This is a genomic window from Lysinibacillus sp. BF-4 (assembly GCF_000743635.1).
Taxonomy (GTDB): Bacteria; Bacillota; Bacilli; order Bacillales_A; family Planococcaceae; genus Metalysinibacillus; species Metalysinibacillus saudimassiliensis.
Genome location: NZ_JPUW01000041.1, coordinates 1 through 22399, shown reverse-complemented (window position 1 = coordinate 22399; position 22399 = coordinate 1). Strand labels below are relative to the sequence as shown.

General features: G+C 36.9%; 15 protein-coding genes and 3 pseudogenes. 11 read left to right on the top strand and 7 right to left on the bottom strand.

All coding sequences use genetic code 11. From position 1 onward, the window contains the following. Positions 1-25 precede the first annotated feature (25 nt). From CH76_RS11545 to CH76_RS11515, 7 genes and pseudogenes are all read left to right on the top strand, one after another. Positions 26-652 carry a zf-HC2 domain-containing protein gene (locus CH76_RS11545; RefSeq protein ID WP_036146399.1) on the top strand — a complete coding sequence of 209 codons (627 nt, stop codon included), beginning with the start codon at positions 26-28 and terminating at the stop codon, positions 650-652. Between the two features lie 102 nt (positions 653-754). Next, positions 755-1591: a diadenylate cyclase CdaA gene (gene cdaA / locus CH76_RS11540; protein ID WP_036146398.1), complete on the top strand. Its 837-nt coding sequence runs from the start codon at positions 755-757 to the stop codon at positions 1589-1591. Next, positions 1584-2537 carry a YbbR-like domain-containing protein gene (locus CH76_RS11535; protein WP_036146395.1) on the top strand — a complete coding sequence of 318 codons (954 nt, stop codon included), beginning with the start codon at positions 1584-1586 and terminating at the stop codon, positions 2535-2537. The genes cdaA and CH76_RS11535 overlap by 8 nt, the downstream gene beginning before the upstream one ends. Before the next feature lie 38 nt (positions 2538-2575). Further along, a pseudogene (gene glmM, locus CH76_RS11530) lies at positions 2576-3927 on the top strand (phosphoglucosamine mutase). A gap of 92 nt (positions 3928-4019) precedes the next feature. After that, positions 4020-4526, top strand: a complete 507-nt coding sequence (locus tag CH76_RS11525) for a type 1 glutamine amidotransferase domain-containing protein (protein WP_036146392.1) — start codon at positions 4020-4022, stop codon at positions 4524-4526. A gap of 295 nt (positions 4527-4821) precedes the next feature. Then, entirely contained in the window at positions 4822-6612 is a 1791-nt protein-coding gene (gene glmS, locus CH76_RS11520; protein ID WP_036146389.1) for a glutamine--fructose-6-phosphate transaminase (isomerizing), read from the top strand. Positions 6613-6705: 93 nt separating this feature from the next. Further along, positions 6706-7497, top strand: a pseudogene (locus CH76_RS11515) (TnsA endonuclease N-terminal domain-containing protein); the annotation flags it as partial. Positions 7498-7955: 458 nt separating this feature from the next. Here CH76_RS11515 and istB read toward each other — a convergent pair. Further along, positions 7956-8678 carry an IS21-like element helper ATPase IstB gene (gene istB / locus CH76_RS11510; RefSeq protein WP_036146386.1) on the bottom strand — a complete coding sequence of 241 codons (723 nt, stop codon included), beginning with the start codon at positions 8676-8678 and terminating at the stop codon, positions 7956-7958. Next, positions 8671-10101, bottom strand: a complete 1431-nt coding sequence (gene istA, locus CH76_RS11505; protein ID WP_036146383.1) for an IS21 family transposase — start codon at positions 10099-10101, stop codon at positions 8671-8673. Before istA ends, istB begins: the two co-directional genes overlap by 8 nt. 739 nt (positions 10102-10840) lie before the next feature. Here istA and CH76_RS11500 point away from each other — a divergent pair. The 3 genes from CH76_RS11500 to CH76_RS11485 all read left to right on the top strand — a co-directional run bounded on the left by CH76_RS11500 (position 10841) and on the right by CH76_RS11485 (position 17370). Beyond that, entirely contained in the window at positions 10841-11839 is a 999-nt protein-coding gene (locus CH76_RS11500) for a restriction endonuclease (RefSeq protein ID WP_235190394.1), read from the top strand. Between the two features lie 2 nt (positions 11840-11841). After that, positions 11842-16272: an Eco57I restriction-modification methylase domain-containing protein gene (locus tag CH76_RS11495; protein ID WP_051910339.1), complete on the top strand. Its 4431-nt coding sequence runs from the start codon at positions 11842-11844 to the stop codon at positions 16270-16272. Between the two features lie 846 nt (positions 16273-17118). Next, complete coding sequence (locus tag CH76_RS11485; protein ID WP_036146378.1) at positions 17119-17370, top strand: hypothetical protein; 252 nt, start codon at positions 17119-17121, stop codon at positions 17368-17370. A gap of 31 nt (positions 17371-17401) precedes the next feature. Here the strand turns inward: CH76_RS11485 and CH76_RS11480 are convergent, their stop codons facing one another. Continuing rightward, the gene (locus CH76_RS11480; protein WP_036146375.1) at positions 17402-18166 is read right to left on the bottom strand and encodes a TSUP family transporter; all 765 of its coding nucleotides are present in this window, start codon (positions 18164-18166) and stop codon (positions 17402-17404) included. A gap of 92 nt (positions 18167-18258) precedes the next feature. Between CH76_RS11480 and CH76_RS11475 the strand changes: the two genes are divergently transcribed. Continuing rightward, positions 18259-19065, top strand: a complete 807-nt coding sequence (locus tag CH76_RS11475; protein ID WP_081892698.1) for an MBL fold metallo-hydrolase — start codon at positions 18259-18261, stop codon at positions 19063-19065. Between the two features lie 36 nt (positions 19066-19101). Here CH76_RS11475 and CH76_RS11470 read toward each other — a convergent pair. The 4 genes and pseudogenes from CH76_RS11470 to CH76_RS13750 all read right to left on the bottom strand — a co-directional run bounded on the left by CH76_RS11470 (position 19102) and on the right by CH76_RS13750 (position 22154). Further along, a pseudogene (locus tag CH76_RS11470) lies at positions 19102-19472 on the bottom strand (DUF423 domain-containing protein). A 24-nt stretch (positions 19473-19496) separates the two neighbouring features. Beyond that, positions 19497-20327, bottom strand: a complete 831-nt coding sequence (locus tag CH76_RS14210) for a methyl-accepting chemotaxis protein (protein ID WP_036146369.1) — start codon at positions 20325-20327, stop codon at positions 19497-19499. Positions 20328-20427: 100 nt separating this feature from the next. After that, positions 20428-20898, bottom strand: coding sequence for a hypothetical protein (locus tag CH76_RS11460; RefSeq protein WP_036146366.1), 471 nt, complete (start codon positions 20896-20898; stop codon positions 20428-20430). 89 nt (positions 20899-20987) lie between these two features. After that, complete coding sequence (locus CH76_RS13750) at positions 20988-22154, bottom strand: HAD-IIB family hydrolase (protein WP_081892696.1); 1167 nt, start codon at positions 22152-22154, stop codon at positions 20988-20990. Positions 22155-22399 lie beyond the last annotated feature (245 nt).

Genomic DNA, 22399 nt, shown 5'->3' with positions numbered 1-22399 from the left:
GAAGAATTTGTAGAGGGGGAGCGTCATGGGTACTTGTCCTGAGTATATTGTAGAATATATGCACAATTATTTAGACGGAGACATTAGCCGTGAGCATGAGCAAGAATTAAAGAAACACTTGCAAAATTGCAGTGCTTGCCAACAACATATGCATGAGTTAAGTGATACGATTGCTTTTGTTAAGAGTGCAGCGCAGGTTGAAGCGCCAGTGAATTTAGAAATGGCGATTATGAGTCAGCTACCAAAACCGAAAAATCACTTTGGTGTGCAAAAGTGGCTACGCCAACACCCATTTTTAATAGCGGCCGCAGTGTTTTGTTTATTTATGAGTGCAGCGTTATTTGGTCATTTTAATGATGATCAGCAGTTCTCTGTAACTAAACAACCTAATCTTGTAGTGGACGGTCAAACCGTCATTGTGCCAAAAGGTGAGGTTGTGAAAGGTGATATCGTTGTACGTAATGGAGACATTGTCGTAGAGGGTGAAGTAGATGGTAATATTACCGTGATTAACGGTCGTTATATGGCCTCTACAGCAATGGTTACGGGGCAAATTGATGAAATAAACGAATCGTTTGAGTGGCTGTGGTATAAAATCAAGACACTGGCAAATGATGTCGTAACATTAAATAAATCTGATGATAACGAATAACGAGCAAAGTCGAATTTCACTCGACTTTGCTTTTTTATTAGCTAGCAAGAATGTGATATAATGACGTTTGTACGGATTCGTAAGAAAAGTGGGGGATGCCACATGCAATCATTTGAAAGTTTAACAGACTTAGCTCCGCTAGGGATTGTCGTAAATATTATTGATATCGCTTTAGTGTGGTATGTCATTTATAAAGTACTAACGCTCATTAAAGGTACAAAGGCTGTGCAATTATTAAAAGGTATATTTGTTATCGTGATTGCGCGCATTGGCACATGGTTTTTTGGCTTAGAAACATTAGAGTGGCTACTTAAGCAGGTCATTAATTTTGGATTTTTAACGATAATTATTATATTCCAGCCTGAAATACGTCGGGCACTTGAGCAACTTGGGCGAGGAAAGCTATTCCAGCGCTCGGCTAGTCAAGAGGAAGAAGAACAAACACGCTTAGTAGAAGCAATGAAGAAATCTGTCAGCTATATGGCGAAACGCCGTATTGGTGCGTTGATTTCGATTGAAAAGGAAACAGGTTTAAACGAATACATTGAAACAGGTATTAATACGGATGCAGATATTACCTCAGAACTGCTCATTAATATATTTATACCAAATACACCACTTCATGACGGTGCAGTTATTGTGCAGCGTAAAAAAATTATGGCAGCAGCGTGTTATTTACCGCTGTCAGAAAATCCGTTTATTTCGAAAGAGCTGGGCACACGACATCGTGCAGCGCTAGGCTTGAGTGAGGTGACAGATGCAATTACTATTGTTGTATCTGAAGAAACAGGCGGTATTAGTATTGCGCATAATGGTAACCTTAATCGTAATTTAACGCTTGAACAATTTGAAGAACATTTACGCTTGTTATGGTTTGGTCCAAAATCCGAAGTTTCGTCTTCTTCCAAATGGTCAATAAGGGGGAATCGAAATGGATAAAATGATAGATAGCCCATGGGTACTACGTATAACATCGTTGGCACTTGCTATTCTTTTGTTCTTTTCTGTACGCTCAGAGATTAACTCAAGTGAGCGACTCGCAGTAAATGAACAGGAAGATGTGATACGTGATGTACCAGTGGAAGTTTACTATGATACGGACAATTTAATCGTTACAGGTATACCAAGTGTTGTAGATGTCCGTATTAAAGGACCGACGCAAGATGTACTAAAGGTAAAGGCTTCTCGTGACTTTAAAGTATTTATTGATTTAAATCGCCTGCTTATTGGCGAGCATAAGGTAAAGCTACAATACGAAAATATTTCGCGTAAGTTAGATGTTGAGCTTGACCCAGATACTGTAGACATCAAGATTGAGGAGCGCGTAACAAAAGAGTTTAAAGTAGAGGCCGAAATGAATCGTCAAACGATTGCGGAGGGCTTTGTGTTAAAAGGCTTAAATGTAACACCACCTAATGTCTTTATTACAGGTGCTAAAAGTGCCATTGATAGCATTAGCTATGTTAAGGCAACTGTAGCAGGTGATAATAGTAAGGAGAGCTTTACACAAAATGCAGATGTTCGTGTGCTTGATAAAGAACTCAATAAACTAGATGTTGAAGTTAACCCTAAAACCGTTAAGGTGGATATTGATATAAGTGAGTACAGTAGAGATGTACCTATAACTTTAACGCAAAAGGGTAAGCCAAAGAGTGGTTTGCAGATTGATGATATGAAGGCAGAGCAGCGCTTCATTACCGTATATGGTACAAAATCTATTGTGGATGCAATTACGACAATTGAAGTACCTGTTGATGTTGCGAAATTTACAGAATCAAAAACATACAATGTACCAATTACGAAGCCTGAGGGGATTTCGAAATTAGGTGCGGACGCAATTAAGGTAAAAGTGCAGATTTCTAAAACGGCAGAAGAAACCGAATAACTACTAAAAGAAGTCGATACTGAAGGAGAGAATAGAGAATGGGTAAATATTTTGGAACAGATGGTGTTCGTGGCGTTGCTAATACAGAGCTAACACCTGACTAGCGTTTAAATTAGGACGTGCGGGTGGTCACATGCTAACAAAGCATGCTGAGGGACGCGCAAAAGTAATGATTGGTCGCGATACACGTATCTCTGGAGAAATGTTAGAGGGCGCACTTGTTGCAGGTCTCTTATCCATTGGCGTAGAGGTTATGCGTCTTGGTGTGATTAGCACGCCAGGTGTAGCTTACCTAACGCGTATTATGAATGCAGAAGCAGGCATTATGATTTCTGCATCACATAATCCAGTAGCTGATAATGGTATTAAATTTTTCGGTCCAGATGGTTTTAAGCTATCGGATGAGCAAGAACAAGAAATGGAAGCCTTACTTGAAGCGACGCATGATGACTTACCACGTCCGACAGGCGGCGATTTAGGTTCAGTTACAGATTACTTTGAAGGTGGACAAAAATACTTACACTACTTAAAACAATCAGTAGATGTTGAGTTTGTAGATATTCATGTAGCATTAGACTGTGCGCACGGTGCAACATCAGGCTTAGCTGCTCACCTATTTGCAGATTTAGAAGCTGATATTTCGACAATGGGCGCTTCACCTAATGGCTTAAATATTAATGAGGGCGTTGGCTCTACACATCCTGAGAAGCTAGCAGAGTTTGTACAAGAGCGTGGAGCGGATGTAGGTTTAGCGTTTGATGGTGATGGTGACCGTATTATTGCAGTAGACGAAAACGGTGCAATTGTTGATGGCGATCAAATTATGTTTATTGTGAGTAAGCATTTAAATGATAAAGGTATGTTAAAGAAACACACAGTAGTTTCGACAGTAATGAGTAATATGGGCTTTTATAAAGCAGTTGAGGCAAACGGTATGACTAGCGTTCAAACAGGCGTAGGTGACCGTTATGTAGTAGAAGAAATGCGTAAAAATAATTACAACTTTGGCGGCGAGCAATCAGGTCATATTGTATTTTTAGATTACAATACAACAGGTGATGGTTTACTTACAGGCATTCAGCTTGTAGCAATTATGAAAGAAACAGGTAAAAAGTTATCTGAGCTTGCAGCGGAAATGACAAACTTCCCGCAACGTCTAGTAAATGTACGTGTAACAGACAAACATGCGGTAACAGATAATGCTAAAGTAGCTGCTGTTATTAGCGATGTTGAAGCGCGTATGGCTGGCGATGGTCGTGTATTAGTACGTGCATCAGGCACAGAGCCATTAGTGCGTGTTATGGTCGAAGCGGCAACAGAGACAGACTGCGAAAACTATGTAAATGAAATCGCTGACGTGGTACGTTCAGAGATGGGCTTAGCTGAATAACAAGGACTAGCATCGAGACATTTTATGTTTCGATGCTTTTTTGTGGGGTAAAGTAAGTACTGTAGTCACAAAACAAAGGAGTGCTAATTATTATGGCAAAGATCGCAACAGTAGTAACTAACATGGTTGAGGACGTTGAGTATACGAGCCCGAAAGAAGCACTAGAAAAAGCAGGACATGAGCTTGTTACTATCGACGTTAAAGCAGGTACAGTAGAAGGTAAGCATGGTGAAAAAATCGTTATTGATAAAGGTATTGATGACGTAGATGCAAAAGATTTTGATGCATTATTTATCCCAGGTGGCTTTTCGCCCGACATTTTACGCGCGGATGACCGTGTAGTAGCATTTGTTAAAACGTTTATGGATGATATGAAGCCAGTCTTCGCAATTTGTCATGGACCACAGTTATTAATCACTGCACGTACATTAGATGGACGAGATGCAACAGGCTATAAATCGATTCAAGTTGATTTAGAAAATGCCGGTGCTAAATTCCATGATGAAGAAGTATTTGTTTGTCAAAATCAATTAGTTACTAGCCGAACACCAGACGATTTACCAGCGTTTAACCGCGAAATCGTAAAATTATTAGGCTAATTTAAGTTGGGGCGGTTTATGCGCACGCATAGACCGCTTTTTTTTATTGACGTGGCGTGTCGGATTTTGTATGATATGCTAGTCAAAATACAAGGAGGACATAAAATAGGAAAACAATTATAGCGCCAGTACTAAGGAAATGAGTAACCTTAGTAGACGAGGAAGAGGTTTATCGAATCATTCGGCGGATGCCTCTCGGTTAAGCAATCGTTAGCGCACTGTAAAGCGACTAGGTGACTAGGCGTACAGGTCAGTGACGCACGCATATAATATAACGAAATTGAGGGATAACATTATGTGTGGAATTGTTGGATATGCAGGAGCAGTAGATGCTAAGGAAGTTTTAGTAAAAGGTCTCGAAAAATTAGAGTATCGCGGGTACGACTCAGCAGGTATTGCCGTTCATAATGATGAAGGCATTACGCTATTTAAAGAGAAGGGCCGCATTGCTGATTTACGAGAAGCGATTAATTGGGATGTAGAGGCAACGATTGGCATTGGGCATACACGTTGGGCAACACATGGTGTGCCTAACCGCTTAAATGCACATCCTCACCAAAGTGCATCAGGTCGTTTTACGATTGTGCATAACGGTGTAATCGAAAACTATCACCTATTACAAGCCACTTATTTAAAAGGTATTCAGTTACAATCGGATACAGATACAGAAGTTATTGTACAGTTGATTGATTTATTTGTATCGGAGGGTCTTTCAACAGAGGATGCCTTCCGTAAAACATTAAGCCTGCTACATGGCTCATATGCTGTTGCTTTATTAGATGATGAGGATACTGAAACTATTTTTGTAGCGAAAAATAAAAGCCCACTCCTTGTAGGGTTAGGTGACGGCTTTAATGTCATTGCATCTGACGCGATGGCAATGCTACAAGTAACAGACCAATATATGGAGCTACATGATAAAGAGGTCGTTATTGTAACGAAAGACGCGATTACAATTACAACACTCGAAGGTACGGTGCTAGAGCGTGAGCCTTATACAGTAGAGCTTGATATGAGTGACATCGAAAAAGGTGCATACCCTCATTATATGTTAAAAGAAATGGATGAGCAGCCTAGCGTTATTCGTAAAATTACGAAGGCCTATGAAAACGAAGCGGGTGAGCTTGTAATTGACCCAGCAATTAAAGAGGCGTTGCAACAAGCAGACCGTCTGTATATTATTGCAGCAGGTACAAGTTATCACGCTGGTTTAGTAGGTAAACAATACTTCGAAAAAATTGCTAAAAAACCTGTTGAGGTGCATATTTCAAGTGAATTTGGTTACAATATGCCACTGCTATCAGAGAAGCCGTTATTTATTTTTATTACACAATCAGGCGAAACAGCCGACAGCCGCCAAGTACTAGTGAAAGTTAAAGCGCTTGGTCATAAGGCATTAACGATTACGAACGTCCAAGGTTCTACGCTATCACGTGAAGCGGATTATACACTATTACTACACGCAGGTCCTGAGATTGCTGTTGCTTCGACAAAGGCCTACGTAGCGCAAATTGCTGTGCTTGCTATTGCAGCTTATGCCATTAAGCAAGCTATTGATTTTGAGTTAAAAAAAGAGTTAGCGATTGCAGCCAATGCGATTCAAGTGATGGTCGATGCCAAACACGACATCGAAACGATTGCTCTTGATTACTTAACGATTGCACGCAATGCTTTCTTTATTGGACGCAATATGGATTATTACGTAGCAATGGAAGGCGCGCTGAAGTTAAAAGAAATTTCGTACATTCAAGCTGAGGGCTTTGCAGGTGGCGAGCTTAAGCATGGTACTATTGCTTTAATTGAAGAAGGCACACCTGTCTTTGCCTTAGTGACGCAGGAAGCGGTAGCTTTAAACATTCGTGGTAATGTTAAAGAGGTTGCTGCACGTGGCGCTAATGCCTGTATTATTGCGATGGAGGGGCTTGCAGAGGAAGGCGACCAACTTGTTATACCGCATGTACATGAGCTTTTAACACCGCTTGTAGCTGTAGTACCACTACAACTTATTAGTTATTACGCCGCATTACACCGTCGCTGTGACGTGGATAAACCACGTAATCTTGCGAAAAGCGTAACAGTAGAATAAAATAAAAAATCTCACTTCTATGCCTATGTAGGTTTGAAATAAAGTCGTACCGTTTTACCCCTTTAGATTATAGTAATCTAAAGGGGTGTTTTTATGTCAAAAAGAACTAGAACATCTAAAGTTGAAAAGTGGATTAAAGAAGGTCGTGGTTCAGGAGTGGGTGCTGACTATAAGCCATGGTTAAATATTCAAGATGTTTCCTCACTTGGAAGATCTACTCGTTTAAAAGGTATTAAAACTGGTAGGCAACATGAATTTTTATCGGATTTGGAGCGAAATTACTTCTATTTAACTGAATTTTCGGATTTTATTGTCGACATTCGAGAACAATATCCGCTGTTGCAGTTAGAAGAAACACTTGTCATTGCCGATGAATTAGGAATTAAACATCCAACTGATCCGAAAACTGGTGAACCAATTGTCATGACAATGGATTTTTTATTAACAGTAAATAAAAGCGAAGATAGCGTAGAGCTTGCCAGAACAATAAAAATGAAAGATGAACTTTTAAAAGAACGGGTTCTTGAGAAGTTTGAAATAGAGCGTGTTTATTGGAAAAAAAGAGGTGTGGACTGGGGTATTGTGACGGAATTAGAAATTCCTAAAATACTGGCACGAAATATTAGTTATATACATGACTATTATGATATTCAACAATATGATGCATTCCAAAATATTAGTCCACAATCTATTGAAGATTTAGGAATTGAATTATTGAAGAAAGTATTAGATACGGATAAAAGTATTCGAGAAATCACAAATTTGTTTGATAAAGAAGTGCACTTGTCTTTAGGCAGCGGAATGACATTATTTTATCATTTGTTAGCTCAAAAAATCATTCAAATAGATATGTTAAAACCACTAAATGTAGAAGAAACTATAGATGAAACGGTAGAAGGTACAACAGAGGATTTTGAATTAATTAAAATGAATAAACAAGTTCATAAATACACTGAATCGCCAAGTGTTGTAAAGGTTCAAGATAAATCAACAAAGCAACGAACATATGAAGATGAAAGCACGAAACGATATACATTTAAAGATTCAGGAATTCGTTCAGCCTCAGATACAGGTGGTAATCGTCTAGCGAGAGGGATTGAACATCAATCTTTGCAGCAAGTCCAGGGAGAAGGAGAATTGGGTGAATTTGTACATGTTCTTCAGGAATTAGAGGATTATAAAGAAGTAAGGTCCATTAATATATAATTAGGTTCGCTACTAACCCCCGAGGAAAATAGAAAGTTTAGTTATTTAGAGGATGGCGCAACAGCACGTGTGTTTTGCAATAGAAAAGTGCAGAGAATTGCAACGAAAAATACAGAGTGTTGCCACCCAATATTTACTTATTTTCTCGACAATGCGTTGGTTAAACGGAAGCTCTGGCCCGTGTATGAAATAATGTGGGCGTGGTGAATCAAACGATCCACCAGAGCTGCCGTTAAACGTGAATCCGAGAAAATGCGGTTCCACTGACTAAATTCTAGATTTGACGTGATAATTAAGCTCTTTTGTTCATAGAACTCTGAAATAATTTGAAACAGTAATTCTGCTCCTTCTTTTCCGAAAGGCAGATAGCCCATTTCATCCAAAATCATTAAATCGACTTTTTCTAATTTACTTCTAAATTGTTTTAATTTCCCCGCATTCAGCGCTTGCTCTAACTCTTCAACCAAATGCGAAACGCGATAAAAACGTACCTCATATCCTTGTTCACAAGCTTTACGACCAAGTGCGGAAGCTAAATGCGTTTTGCCTGTGCCAGGTGCGCCAACTAAAATGACATTCTCTTTTCTACGAATGAAATTCAGCTGCTCTAATTCATCTTTTGTTAAATGGTTAGGTAAACAAATATCTTTATGCCACTGATAGCTTTCAAGCGTCTTCGTATCGATAAAGCGAGCTTGCTTCAAGTTACGGGCTATTTTTGCCTGTTCTCTGCCTTGCTGCTCTTTCAATAAAATTTGATACATATATTCCTCTGGATCGGTAAATGGCACTTCTTTAATTGCCTCAGCCACATGTGCTAATCTTAATTGCTTACAGAGTGTTAAAATCGCTTCATTCATGATGCAACGCCTCCGTTCCCTTTGGCGATAAAGCGTCATATTCCGTCCAATTTACACCGTAAGGGTGTTCTGTTTCTTCTGTCTCACGGCCAATATAGCTATAAAAGTTTTGCCCAATATCATTCATATCATGGGTAAGTAGGAGTGTTAGTAATTCGTTAATTCGTTGCTTTCTTAATGCCAGCGAAGGTACGGTTAAATACTCTTTCACACGTGCTGGTAGATACGTTGCGTAACGCGAATGACCTACGACACGTGGTTTTTTCAACCAATCCTTTAAAATATCTTGCCACGGAATAAAACGACGTTTTCGCATATAAGGACGGGCATCCGATAATAATATCTCACCGTCATTCGTGATGACTTTATACGAATCCCAGTACGTCACACAAGAAAGCTGCACGTAATCCTTCGCTTTCGGTACATGAATCAAATGCCCATCCAGCTTAAATTCGTTATATTTATTAAACGTAATTGAAAACTGCTTAAATACAGGATAAGGTTCTTCAGGTAACTTGATTAATTGCTTCTGCTCTTGCTGCCATAGCTCATCAATCAGCACTTCTTTTTTATAATGAATCCGGTGGCGATCGTTGATTAATTGTTGTTCTAATTGATTTGTTAAATCCTCCAGATCCTTTATAACTGGTGGTAAGCTAAAGAAGTTATAACGAACATAACCGACTTTACCTTCTACATGCCCTTTTTCATTTCCTTTACGTGGGTTACATACTTGCACTTTAAACCCATAATATTGTTGGAAATGTCGAAAGGCTTCTGTTAGTTGTGCCTCTGAATCACCTTTTCTTACCTTTTTCACCGCAGGTGTTAAATTATCAATTCGAATGCTCAATGGAACACCACCAGCCTGCTTAAACAAAAGTTGAAGCCCACCTAAAAAGCATTCTAAATTTTCACTCGGCATTGGTACGGCAAATGCTGTATTACTTGCTGGAAATGACATGACTAATGCATGTACATCCAGTATTTCACCATCGTGAACGGCCTCCATGATACCGAAGTCTACCTGTGCTTCTCCTTCTGGATGTGCTAAACGTTCATATCCTTTATCTGTCTCATCTTCTTGTGATGCTTTCCATTCTTGAATAAAATTACACACCGTTCTGTAAGAACCTTTGAATCCATCTTTTACTAGGTCCTCATATATTTTTTTATTTTTACGGCGCAATTTTTTCTTCAGCTTTACATCTTCTTCTAACCAGTCAATGACAATTTCTCCCCATTTTTCATCGTACATCATGCCTTTTTTCAAATGGGTTTTCTCTTGAGGGAGCTGATCTCCATCGCCGTATTTCTTAGCGGTGCGCCAATTAACTTGCATTGTTTTTGCGATTTCTGTAATCGATAATCCTTTTTCGTTTCGTAATGTTTTGATACAATTAACTTCAGACATTGCTAGCATCCTTTCTTACCTCCCTGTTTCGGCTTAGACACCTAAAACAGTAGAGGGACTTGGGGTGGCTGGCAAGTCTTTTTTTATGCACGAAAATAGTGCAGGACTCTGTACAAATTCTTTGCACTAGTCTGCACTTTTATTTTGCAATAAACAGCACGCCAATATGCAGTAGCGACAGTTAGTTTATTTAATGAAAAAGAGTTTAAAATCTTAGAAATAGAAAGATAAAATCGCGCACTTTCTATGCTGATTTTATCTTCTACCAAATCAATTAATTGGAATCAGTTGATTGAAGGTTTGTTATTAAATCTAGTGAATAGTAGTGGGACATGGGTGAAAGAATCGCTTGAAAGTTTAGAACGAAGCAATGTAATCATACAAAAAGCAAAGCATAGTAAGAAGGGATATAAACATAGAGCGAAGTTGTTGTTTAATAAAATGATGTAATATGCAATCTTGTTATTTGAAATAACTAACTTTTATTATTAATTAAATGTTGGACTTACCCCTGTCAAGTAGACAGCTATAAAAAGACTAAGTAGCCATCTGGTGTCGATATTCTATCGGTGCTAGGTGATTGAGTCGTTTTTGGAAATGTTGGAGCAAAAGAGTCAAATGTAGAGGTTCAGAGAGGAGATTTTGATAAATTAATTTAAAATCTATTATGATACAATAAAATTAATTAAAACTTCATTTTGAGAATTAATACGTGCTTTATTAAAAGAGCTTCGGAAGGAAGGTAGCTGTGCAAGATAATAGGTCAAACGAAAATCGACTATCATTATTTGGAAATGAAATAAATAGAAGTTTAAAATCTGCAGATATATCTGAAAATAGTATACGTGAAAAAATGCCAGAGATTTTAGATATATTATTAATCGATCGAACTTTAACGACGGAAAAAACTATAAAAAATATTATTTGGGCTAACGAAAATTATGTGAATAGGGGACGTAAAATTTATGGACCAACTGCACAAATAAAACCTGAATTAGTGACTGGGAGAAATGGTCAATTAATTATGCCCCGTGTTTTAAAAACTCAAAAACTTCAAAAAGAGAGAACAAAATCGAGTGCGGAAGTATTCACACCTATTTGGATTGTAAAAAAACAAAATGATCTAGTAGATAAAGAATATTTAGAAGACGATTTAGAAACATATGTAAAACGTACATGGCTTGAGATAACATGTGGAGAAGGCCCATATATGGCAACTCGTTATGATACTGTTACAGGTGAATCGATATCTCTAAATAAACGGGTGGGCTTTGTCGATCGAAAATTAACAAGAATTAATACTAAGATTGCTGATAAAGCTGAATGGCAACGTTTAGTTGAATTAGCTTATCAAGCAAGTTACGGTTTTGAGTGGAATGGTGACTCGTTATTGTTGGCTCGAGAAAATCTTTTATACACATATCGAGATTATTATGTTGAAAAGTGGCAACAAGAACCTTTATATGAGGAATTTAAGAAAATTGCTGTGATTATAAGTTACAATGTTTTTCAAATGGATGGGATAGCGAAAAAACAGGGTGTTCCAATGAAAAATTCTGGATTGTATTATATTTTACCATTGTCAGAAAAAAGAGGGAAATCAAAAGAAGTTCAAATGAGCTTTGATTTTATATTTGAAGAAGTTAATGAAGAAGTGGAAGATTTTAAAATTATTCCAGGTAAAAGAGTAAAAATAATGAATTGGGAAACAAATAAAATGGAGTATTTTGATAAAGGGGCCAATTGACTGTGAGTGAAACACTTGAAAGATTTGATATTCAATTAAAGAAATCCAACTTTGAATTTATGAAATTAGATAGTGATTTAACAGAATTCTATAAAACAGCTACACAAGCAGAATTAGATTTTGCTTTAAAAGCTTTTGATAATACATTAGTGAATGTTAGAAAAATAGTAGACTCGTTGACAAGCTTAATAATTGATTTGAATTATGATTTTGTACCGAATAGAGCAACATTTAATGATAAATTATCGATCATTAAATCTAAAAAATATGATATTCCATCAGCAATTATTGATCTTTTTTATGACATAAAAAGTAGCGGGAACATGGGCGCTCATAGTGTAGTGGGTGATGAAGAATTAGCTTATAAAGCTTTAAATCAATTAAGAATAATTTTACATTGGTATATTACTACACAGAATGATATTAAAATTATTAGAAGTGAATTTGTTGAACCGACTGTAGTATCAAGGTTCAAAAATAATAGGGAACGTAAAATAGTTTATGTACAAACAGCTGACAATAATAGTGGCAATTGGTCAGTGTATGAAGGTAATGAAAAAATTGGTGAAACAACAGCTCCTGAAGAGGATCAAGAGGAAAATTGGTCGCCAAATAGTGATTTTTTACAGTCAGTAACGAAAAAAAGAATTAATAGTTATATGAAAACATCCGGAGTTCCGGCAAAAATTAGTTGGGCAGAGCTAGCTTGGATTAAGGAATCTAAACGTTGGTTTAGCGACAAAGATGTTCATGAGGTATTGTTGCGTTCTGGTTATAAACGTTCTGAAAAGTTAGATGGTACAGAGTGGTTTGAAGTAGATTTAGAAACTGCAAAAGTTGCTATAAAAGCTGTAAAAGAAGGTAGAAGTTCTATTGATAGTAAAAATGATATCGATTTACCTAAAATTAATTTGCGTTCTGAACAAACAGCAGCTGTAAATCAAGCAACTAAAGCATTCAAAAAACATAACAAGGTACTTTGGAATGCTAAAATGCGTTTTGGTAAAACGCTTTCTACTTATGAGTTAATTAAAAGGAACAAGTATGAAAAAGTTTTAGTAATGACCCATCGACCAGTTGTTTCAGATTCCTGGTTTGAGGATTTTAAGAAAATAGAAATGGCTAAAGAAGGATATGAATATGCTTCGAAAATAAAAGGTGAAAAAGACTTAAGAAAATTGGCTAATGGTAAAACACCTTTTATTTATTTTGTGTCTATACAAGATTTACGTGGTGCAATTGAAGTAGGAGGTAAACACGAAAAAAATAGTGAGTTTTTTGAAATAAATTGGGATTTAATTGTCGTTGATGAAGCACATGAAGGTACACAAACAGATCGTGGTGATAGACTTTATGAAAGTCTTATGAAAACAGAAACTAAAATGTTGGAATTATCAGGTACGCCTTTTAATATCCTTGATGAATTTAGTGAAGAACAAGTATTCACTTGGGATTATATTATGGAGCAACAAGCTAAAATTCGCTTTTCACTAGAGAACCCAGAAAAGGTTAATCCATATGAAGCATTACCTGAAGTAGAAATGTACACATTCCAAATGGCAGTGGATAAACAATATGAAAATAGCGATAAATATTTTGATTTCGCGGAGTTTTTTAAAGTAGAAGATAATAGTGGGAAATTTGTACATGAATCGTCGATTATTAAATGGCTTGATCAAATTTCAACAGACGGAAAGACCAATTATCCTTTTTCGACTGAAGAATTTAGAGAAAGTATTCGACATACACTTTGGTTGCTTCCAAGTAGAGCATCAGCTAGAGCATTGAAAGAATTGCTAGACCATCACGCTGTTTTTAGTGAATATTCTGTAGTTAATATTGTAAATGACAATGATAATGAAATTGCTGGTGAAAATGATAAAGATTTGGTACGTGTTCGTAAAGTGATTACAGACAGACCATCAGCAACAAAAACAATCATTCTAACAGTTAGGAAATTAACAACAGGTGTAAATATTCCTGCTTTAAATGGCGTAGTATTTTTAAACAATACTACGAGTGCGCAAAATTATCTTCAAGCAGCTTTTCGTGCACAAACACCATTTTCCGATGAAATTCTAGGTATGAAGAAAAAAGCCTATATTTTTGATTTTGCTCCAGATAGAGCATTAAATATATTAGCAAAATCCGTATCAATGTCACCTAAAGCAGGTGTTTTAAATACGAATGACCAACGAGATAAATTAGGTACACTCTTGAATTTCTTGCCTGTTATTGAACAATCAGGTAATGAAATGAAAACTTTCTCAGTCGATAAAATGATGCGTCAATTAAAGAAAGCATATGCCGAAAGAGCAGTTTTATCAGGATTTGATGATGCGTCTATTTATAATGATGAATTATGGGAAGTTACTCAGGAAGAAATAAATTTGTTCAACGATTTGAGTGGCAAATTAGGAAAAACACAACAAACCAAAGCTACAAAAAAAATTGATGTAAATACAACAGGTTTAAATGAGCAAGAACGAGAAAAAGTAAAAAGAGGAAAGAAAAAGCCTAAGAAAGAACGCACTCCAGAAGAACAAGCAGCAATAGAAGCAGAACAAAAACTGCGTAAAGAACGTAATAATATGATTTCTATTCTACGAGGTATATCAATCAGAATTCCATTAATGATTTATGGTATGAATTTGGACTTAGATAAGGATATTACACTAGAGGATTTTATAAAACAAGTTGATGATGTTTCATGGGAAGAATTTATGCCTAAAGGTATTAGTAAGTTTGATTTTATGAAATTCAAGAAATTCTATGATCCTGAGATTTTTATCGAGGCGGGACATCGTATTCGTCAAGCAGCAGTGTCTGCGAATAATTTAAGTTATCAAGATAGAATAGAAAAAATAACTTCTATTTTTTCAGGATTTAAAAACCCTGATAAGGAGACCGTTTTAACACCATGGAGAGTAGTTAATCTTCAATTAGGTAAAACGATAGGTGGATACAATTTCTACGACGAAGAATATAGAGAAGAACTTAAAGATGCTTCATTCAGGTATATAGATAATGGAGAAATCACTAATGAAATATTTTCTAAAGATGCAAAAATTTTAGAAATCAATAGTAAAACAGGCCTTTATCCATTGTATATGGCATTTAATATTTATCAACGTCGCTATTTGCAAGAGAATGAAAATTGGAATAAAGCCGATTATATCCAAAAAGATAAAGCGTTATGGCAAGAAGTGTTGGAAAATAATATTTTCGCATTAAATAAAACCCCTATGGCAAGAACTATTACTTATAGGACGTTAAATGGTTATGAAGTAAATGAAAAATTTGAAAAGAATTTAGTTTATATTGAAGGTTTGACAACAAGACTTAAGCATAATGTATTAGAAATGAAAAATGAAATACTTAGTAATTTTGGAGGTGAAAACATGAAATTTGATGCTATAATTGGAAATCCTCCTTATCAGGAAATGGATGGGGGGGCACAGGCGAGTGCGGGACCTACTTATCACTATTTTGTTCAAGTAGCTAAATCACTGAATCCAAAATATATCTCTATGATTATGCCAAGTCGTTGGTATGTTGGAGGAAAAGGACTGGATGAATTTAGATCAGAAATGTTAAATGATATACATTTACGTGAAATGTATGATTGGCTAACACCAGAAGATATATTTCCGAATACTAACATAAGAGGTGGGGTTTGTTATTTTTTATGGGATAGAGAATACGATAATGTAACAAATTTAAGTAAATTTGTTACTTACGAAAATAATAAAATTATTTCAGATATAGTTCGGCCAATCAAACTCAATAATTTAGATATTTTAGTTCGAGATTCAAAGGCTATCAGTATATTAGAGAAAATAGAAAATGTAGAAGGAAATAGAGGGAAATTGATGAAATATATTTCGGCTTCTAAACCATTCGGATTACGTGGCTATTTTATCAAAGATAAAAATTTTCATGAAACAACTAGTAATTTGAAAAATCCAGTACAATGCTATGGGCGGGCTAAAGTAGGATATGTTGAGTATGAAAATATTCCGAATAGGCATGAATGGATTAATAAATGGAAAGTTTTTGCACCTAAATCTAATAATATTGGTACAGAATTAAGTGATGATAACTTTAATACTATTATAGGAATGCCTAATACTATTTGTACGGAAACATATTTGGTTTTCGGAGCAGATTTAGGTCTAAATCAAGAATCTGCTGAGAATTTATCTAAATACCTAAAAACTAAGTTTTTTAGATATCTTCATAGTCTCGCTAAAGCAAGCCAAGATGCAGCATTAAAAACTTATCGTTTTATACCGGTACAAGATTTTGAAAATAATTCTGATATTAATTGGAAGCAATCTTCAGATGACATAAGTAAACAACTTTATAAAAAGTATAATTTTTCTATAGAGGAAATTGCTCATGTGGAAAGTAAAATTAAACTAATGATTTAGTTTCTAAACCTATACTTTAAGGACACCTGATTTTAGGTGTCTTTTTTGTTTTATAAACGTATTATACTGCTAATAAACGCTTATAATTAATGATATAAATTTACAAACGCTTATAATGGTAATATGAGCCTAAAAACATTTGTAGCTATTATGCATAATAGCATTGTACAACGCTTGATTTCCGAAGAGGTTGAAATAGCTATTTAGTTTTAATCAATCTTTTTTATAAAAATTAAATACAGCTCAAAACCAAACCCATATATTTTGATCAATCTTTGTTCAAAACACATGGGTTTCTTCTATTATAAAATCAACGTTTGCAGCCCGCTTTTAATCAATCTTTATTCCAAACCTACATGAATAGAGGTGAGGTTTTTTATTGCACAATTTTATAAAAAAGCTAGCTAAACTGGCTGAGCGTGTACAGCGTGCTGTACAAAGCCGCCCACCAAGATGCTGAGTTATGCGTTAAATATATTTGAAACACAAAATAATATTGAGTATGACTATATTACGTTGCGCTATATTGAAGCTAATCATATGACAACTCATGTTAGTAAATACGCAACTTGTCTAGCGCTAATTGGTGAGCAGGCGCGGCAAGGGCAGCTTGCAAGTTATTCAACGAAACTAGCTACAAGTGATTTACTGCAGCCTTACCATAAGCAATATTATTTGCGACGCATCAAAAAATTTCACCTATTTACCTTCAATATACAGAGAGTAATCGACGATTATTTTGTATAGCATGGCATTTTAACTACATATGGTGTACGCTATGAACGACAGCATTGTCATCGCTTATTAAATGAATTGATACAAATTGTAGAGGCACAACCCATTCGTGTGACGACAACAGACTTTAACCAAGGGATTATTTTAGCTAATTTTGAGAATTTTTCACGAGTCGAGACGATGTTAATTGCTATTGAGGCACATTTTTCCTCATTAGCGCTTTATGATGATGAAACATTAGGTGTCTCCATTCACTTTGGGGTCACCACAAATGCAACTAACACCCCTTATGAAAAAGCTGTCGTACGTGCTGAAGATTTAATGTATTATGCCAAAACAAAAAAACAATTATATATGAAATAAAAACAAGCGTAGGCAAAGACCTACGCTTGTTTTAGTTGAAATAATCCCAAATATTTTTAGCAAGAAGTAATACAGTAACCGTAATAAATAAACCACGCACATAGCCGCTTCCTCGTTTAATAGCAAAGCGTGAGCCAACAAAAGCTCCTGCAATCTGTGCTACACCCATAATAAGCCCGTACATATAATGCACTTGACCTAAATACATAAACATAGCCAGTGCAGCAATATTACTTCCAAAGTTTAAAAACTTAGCATTACCTGCAGCTCTTAAAAAATCAAAGCCGATTAATAAAAAGGCAAACAATAAAAATGACCCCGTACCTGGACCTAAGAAGCCGTCATAAAAACCAATGCCAAACACAAGCGCTATAAATAGGAATAATTTTTTTTGAGAGAGTGCCTTATAGGTTGATACACTGCCCCAATCCTTTTTAAACATTGTATAAACAGCTACAAGTGCCAACATAATTAACATAAGTGGCTTGAGCAAATTAGGGTCCATTAAAGTTACTGCGTATGCCCCGAGCGCTGCGCCAATGACAACAACGGGAAAAAACTTAGCAAGTGACCGGATCGAAATTTGTCCAGAGCGATAAAAAATAACGGTGCTCGTAAACGAGCCAATAGTACCTGCCAATTTATTGGTCGCGATAGCAACCGAGGGTGGGAGCCCTGTAAATAATAAAGCGGGTAGCGCAATTAATCCACCGCCCCCAACAACGGAGTCAATAAAAGCAGCTAAAAAGCCAAAGATAAGTAAAATGCCAATAATCGAAGGATCAAGCTCCGCCATTGCAATCACGTCCTCAAGATAGAATAGTGCAAGTTTATCGAAAGCATGGTATTTTGTAAATAGACTGAAAATTCATTATATGGGGTGATGAGATGCTCGTAAAGAAATCTTTTGAGCGTGGGGAGCAAAGTGGAGTAGCTACAGGTAACGGTAAACTAACTTTTGGTGGCGTACGTTTAAATGTGTACAGTTATTTTATAGATGGCGTACTTATTGATACGGGAGCGCATTCGTTACGTAAACCTTTTTTGCATTATTTTGCTGAGTTACCAATAGAGCGTGTAATGATTACACATTATCACGAGGACCATTCAGGCTTAGCTGCAGCGCTACAGCAACAAGGGCTACCAATTTACATGAACGAGAGCTCACTCGACATTGGCGCTAAAAAGGGTGATTATTTATTATATCGCAAAATTTTTTGGGGCAAGCGCCATGCCTTTCAAGCGCAGCCAACACCCCCAACATTTACAGGTGCTAAACAGCAATGGCGGGCTATTGCTACACCAGGTCATGCCTTTGACCATTTAGCCTATTTAAACGAAAGTACCGGGCAACTATTTACGGGTGATTTATATTGCGGCGAAAAAACAAAGGTCATGTTACGAGAGGAGAGTATGCCAACAGTTATTACCTCTCTTGAGCGCGTACTTAACTATGATTTTGGCGAGATGTTTTGTGATCACGCAGGTTATATTGCAGATGGACGTACAGCACTGACTCGCAAACTGAATTATTTACAAGAGCTTCAGCATAGTATTTTAACTAAACATCAACAGGGGTTAAATGCGTCAGAGATTACAGCTGAGTTGTTTCCGAGGAGCTACCCTATTGTAACGTTATCGCACGGAGAGTGGGATGCTTTACATATTGTTACGTCAACTATTGCGGATAGCTAATAAAAACCAGTAGCCACGTGGCTACTGGTTTTCTTGTTAAAGAATATTAATAATAAATAGTACCCATGCAATAATAAACAGCATACCACCAATTGGTGTAATAGCCCCAAGTTTTTTAACACCTGTGACAGCTAATACATAAAGGCTTCCTGAGAAGAAAATAATCCCTACAAGCATTAAATAGCCTGCCCAGTTAAGTAGCTTGATGTGCCAAGTAATGACTCATGTGAGAGTATGCCAATAAGTAATAAACCAAGTGCATGATACATTTGGTACTGCACAGCAGTTTCCCATACGGCTTCGTAGCGAGGCTCTGCAAATTTATCTTTTAAGGCATGTGCACCAAAAGCGCCGAGGATAACTGCAATACCTGCGAGTATAGCGCCTAGTAATAAAAATTGTGTCATATATAACCGTCCCTTCAGGTTATATTATAGAGCGTCCTTTAAAAAAGCGCTCATTTCTGTGCTTAGGTTATTGAGTTCGTCAATAATATCGCTAAAGTCTTGTACAAGATGCGCTTGCTCTGATGAAGCCTCAGAAATTTGCCCCATACTTGTTTTAAGGCTTTCGATATTGCGCTTAATGCTCACTAATGAATCATCAATTTGGTCGGTTGCGCTAGCTGTTTGCGAAGACAGCTTGCGTACTTCTTGCGCCACGATATTAAAGCCAGCACCATGTTGTCCAGCGCGTGCCGCTTCAATAGAAGCATTTAAACCAAGTAGATTCGTTTGCTGAGAAATATTTTTGATTAGTACAGTAATGCCATTGGTGCGTTCAGAGTCAGCAAGTGCATGTTCTGATTGTGCTTTGATTTCCTCACTTGTAGCTGATAGCTCTTCAGAGTGAGAGGCAATAATATGCACGCGGTCCTGTAATGACTCAATAATACTGTGCATCGTTTCCATATAGCCTTTCATTTTTTCTTCGTTTTCTACGGGTAGTCCAATCGCTAATGCACCAACGACCTTACTATTTTCATAGACAGGGAAGGCAAAAGCTTTAATAGGTACACCGTATACACTTTTATCAATATAGACATCCGCGTTTTTTCCACGGAAAGCTGTATAGACATTATTGTCACCTGGGTTTACTTTTTGTCCGTTACGATAGCCTGAATCCACTTTGCGTCCAGCAAGGTAACACTCGACGGTATCCTTTTGTTTATCAGCAACTGCGACAATAGCCTCACCTTTTAAGACTTTATGAATATAGGGAGTTGCAAGACATAGCGCTTCAATAGTTTTTGAATCGTTCAAAGTAGTCACTCCTTCAGTTTGTATAGTCGTATTATACCATCTACAATTAACTAAAAAGGTAAAATATTTTGTAATAAATTCAAAAACCATAAGTCTTATATTAAGCTATGCGATGTAGTCTTACCATAGTAGCGCGGGCAATAGGTTGGATGACTAAGCTCTCCACCAATAACACAACCATAAAGTTACGAGGCCATACACTAATTGCATTACCAAAGGTTGCAGTGCCAATACCATTGGCTAACATTTCGCCAATAAAGGTCATAATGAGTGACATACCAAAAACCGTAAAGAAAATGCGCAGAAAAATTTTAGCATGAAAGCTGTCCGTTGGTGCGGTGAAGAGTTGTACGAGCTTTTCGGCAACACGCCCAACAAGTATAGGCTCTAGCACCATCGCAATAACCCAAACGAGGGGGATAACTTTAATAATAGTAAGCGCAATAGCAGTATTAAATGTACCTTCATTTAATGTAATACTGAAAGTCGACATAAAAAGTACGGTCAAGGTACATATGATAGCTCCGTATAATAGACCCTCTTTTGCATTATGAGGTAAACGTTTGTCCAAATGAAATCAAACTCCTTTTATAAGTATGCCTGTTAGCATAGCAAAAGGAGGTTTGCTGATGTAAGTGACGAAAATGTGAACATGCAACTTTAAAGTAACTGCTGTAGGTAATATACGATACCTTGTGGCGCAAGATGTACAGACGCATATTTTTGCGCTACAGAGTTAGTACCAATACAAATAGCTATGTTAGCTTGTTTAAACATTGTTACATCATTACTGTCATTGCCAAAAGCAATAAACTGCTTAGGTTGAAGCCCGAGCTGTTGTAAACCTGTCCACTTAGTGCAGTATTGTGGGCTAATATCAAGCAATGCTTCATTGGCATGTGCAGTAACTTCGATAGGTAATGTACTAAGTTTTGCTACAACCTCTGCTGGCGCATTAAAAATAACAAGTTTAGCAAGGTCGGGCAGGGTATGCCACGAGTGGTGACGACTAGCAAGCTTATCTGCGTCAATATTATGGAAGATTGGATGTGTACAATCACCTGTATAAGCATAATCCCAGTGGCTGTCGGCTAAATAGGTAAGCTGATATGTGTCGAGTAAAGTGGTGAGCTCAGTTGTACAACTAAAGCCTGTTACTGTAATCTGTGCGCCTTGTTTAATAAAAGCGCCATTACCCCCTACCATCTGAAGCTCATGCATCCAAGGTGGCAGTACGGGGTAAATATCTCTAATCGGGCGTGCAGAGGCAATTATAATATCATAACCATTTTGGTAGAGTTGATAGAGCGTATTGGTAATCGCGGGGGTAACGGGCTGTCCTTTAAAACAAATCGTACCGTCCAAATCAAAAACGAGAGGCTTGCTAAAAACAATCGTTTTATAGTCCTCTAGCACACGCTTCGTTGCGGCAAGTATTGCGCCGTCTTCAAATTGTGCTAGTGGTACTGGTAGCTCATCCTCATCTAATACAAAAGTTTGTCCATCTGGCAGTACAAGTACATCAATAATTTTATCTTCAAAACTCAATATATTATTAGTAAATGAAGTCGTGCCTACAATATTAAAATAAGCAGCTACAAGTTGATGGTTAGCATCAAACCAGCGGTATACATTATAAGGGCGATCAAACCAATAACTTGCACGGGTATAGTGCTCCGTAGTAATGCTAATAGTGTAGCCCTCACCCTTCATTGTGAAGGGGGTTTCGATATAATGGATAATATCCATACGAGTTGCTGTTTGACTAATAAGGGTAGCGTTAATTTCTACTGTACTACCGTCATAGCGAATTTTTCGTTCAATCACAAAAAAACTCCTTTTTGTAGTAGCATAGCATATAAAAAAAGAGACCTGCAGTTTAGCAGATCTCGAAACGTACTAAGAAAGATGGGTCAAGCTGTCATAATATTGTCCCACACCTCTATGCTACTGCTTATTAACAGCGTCTATCAAGTAAAGTGCTTTATAGTGAACCTCTCGCTATTAAAATAGCGAGCTTCTGTTTCAAAAAACAGAAACACCTTGCGATGTTTTTCGTTTCATTGAGCCAA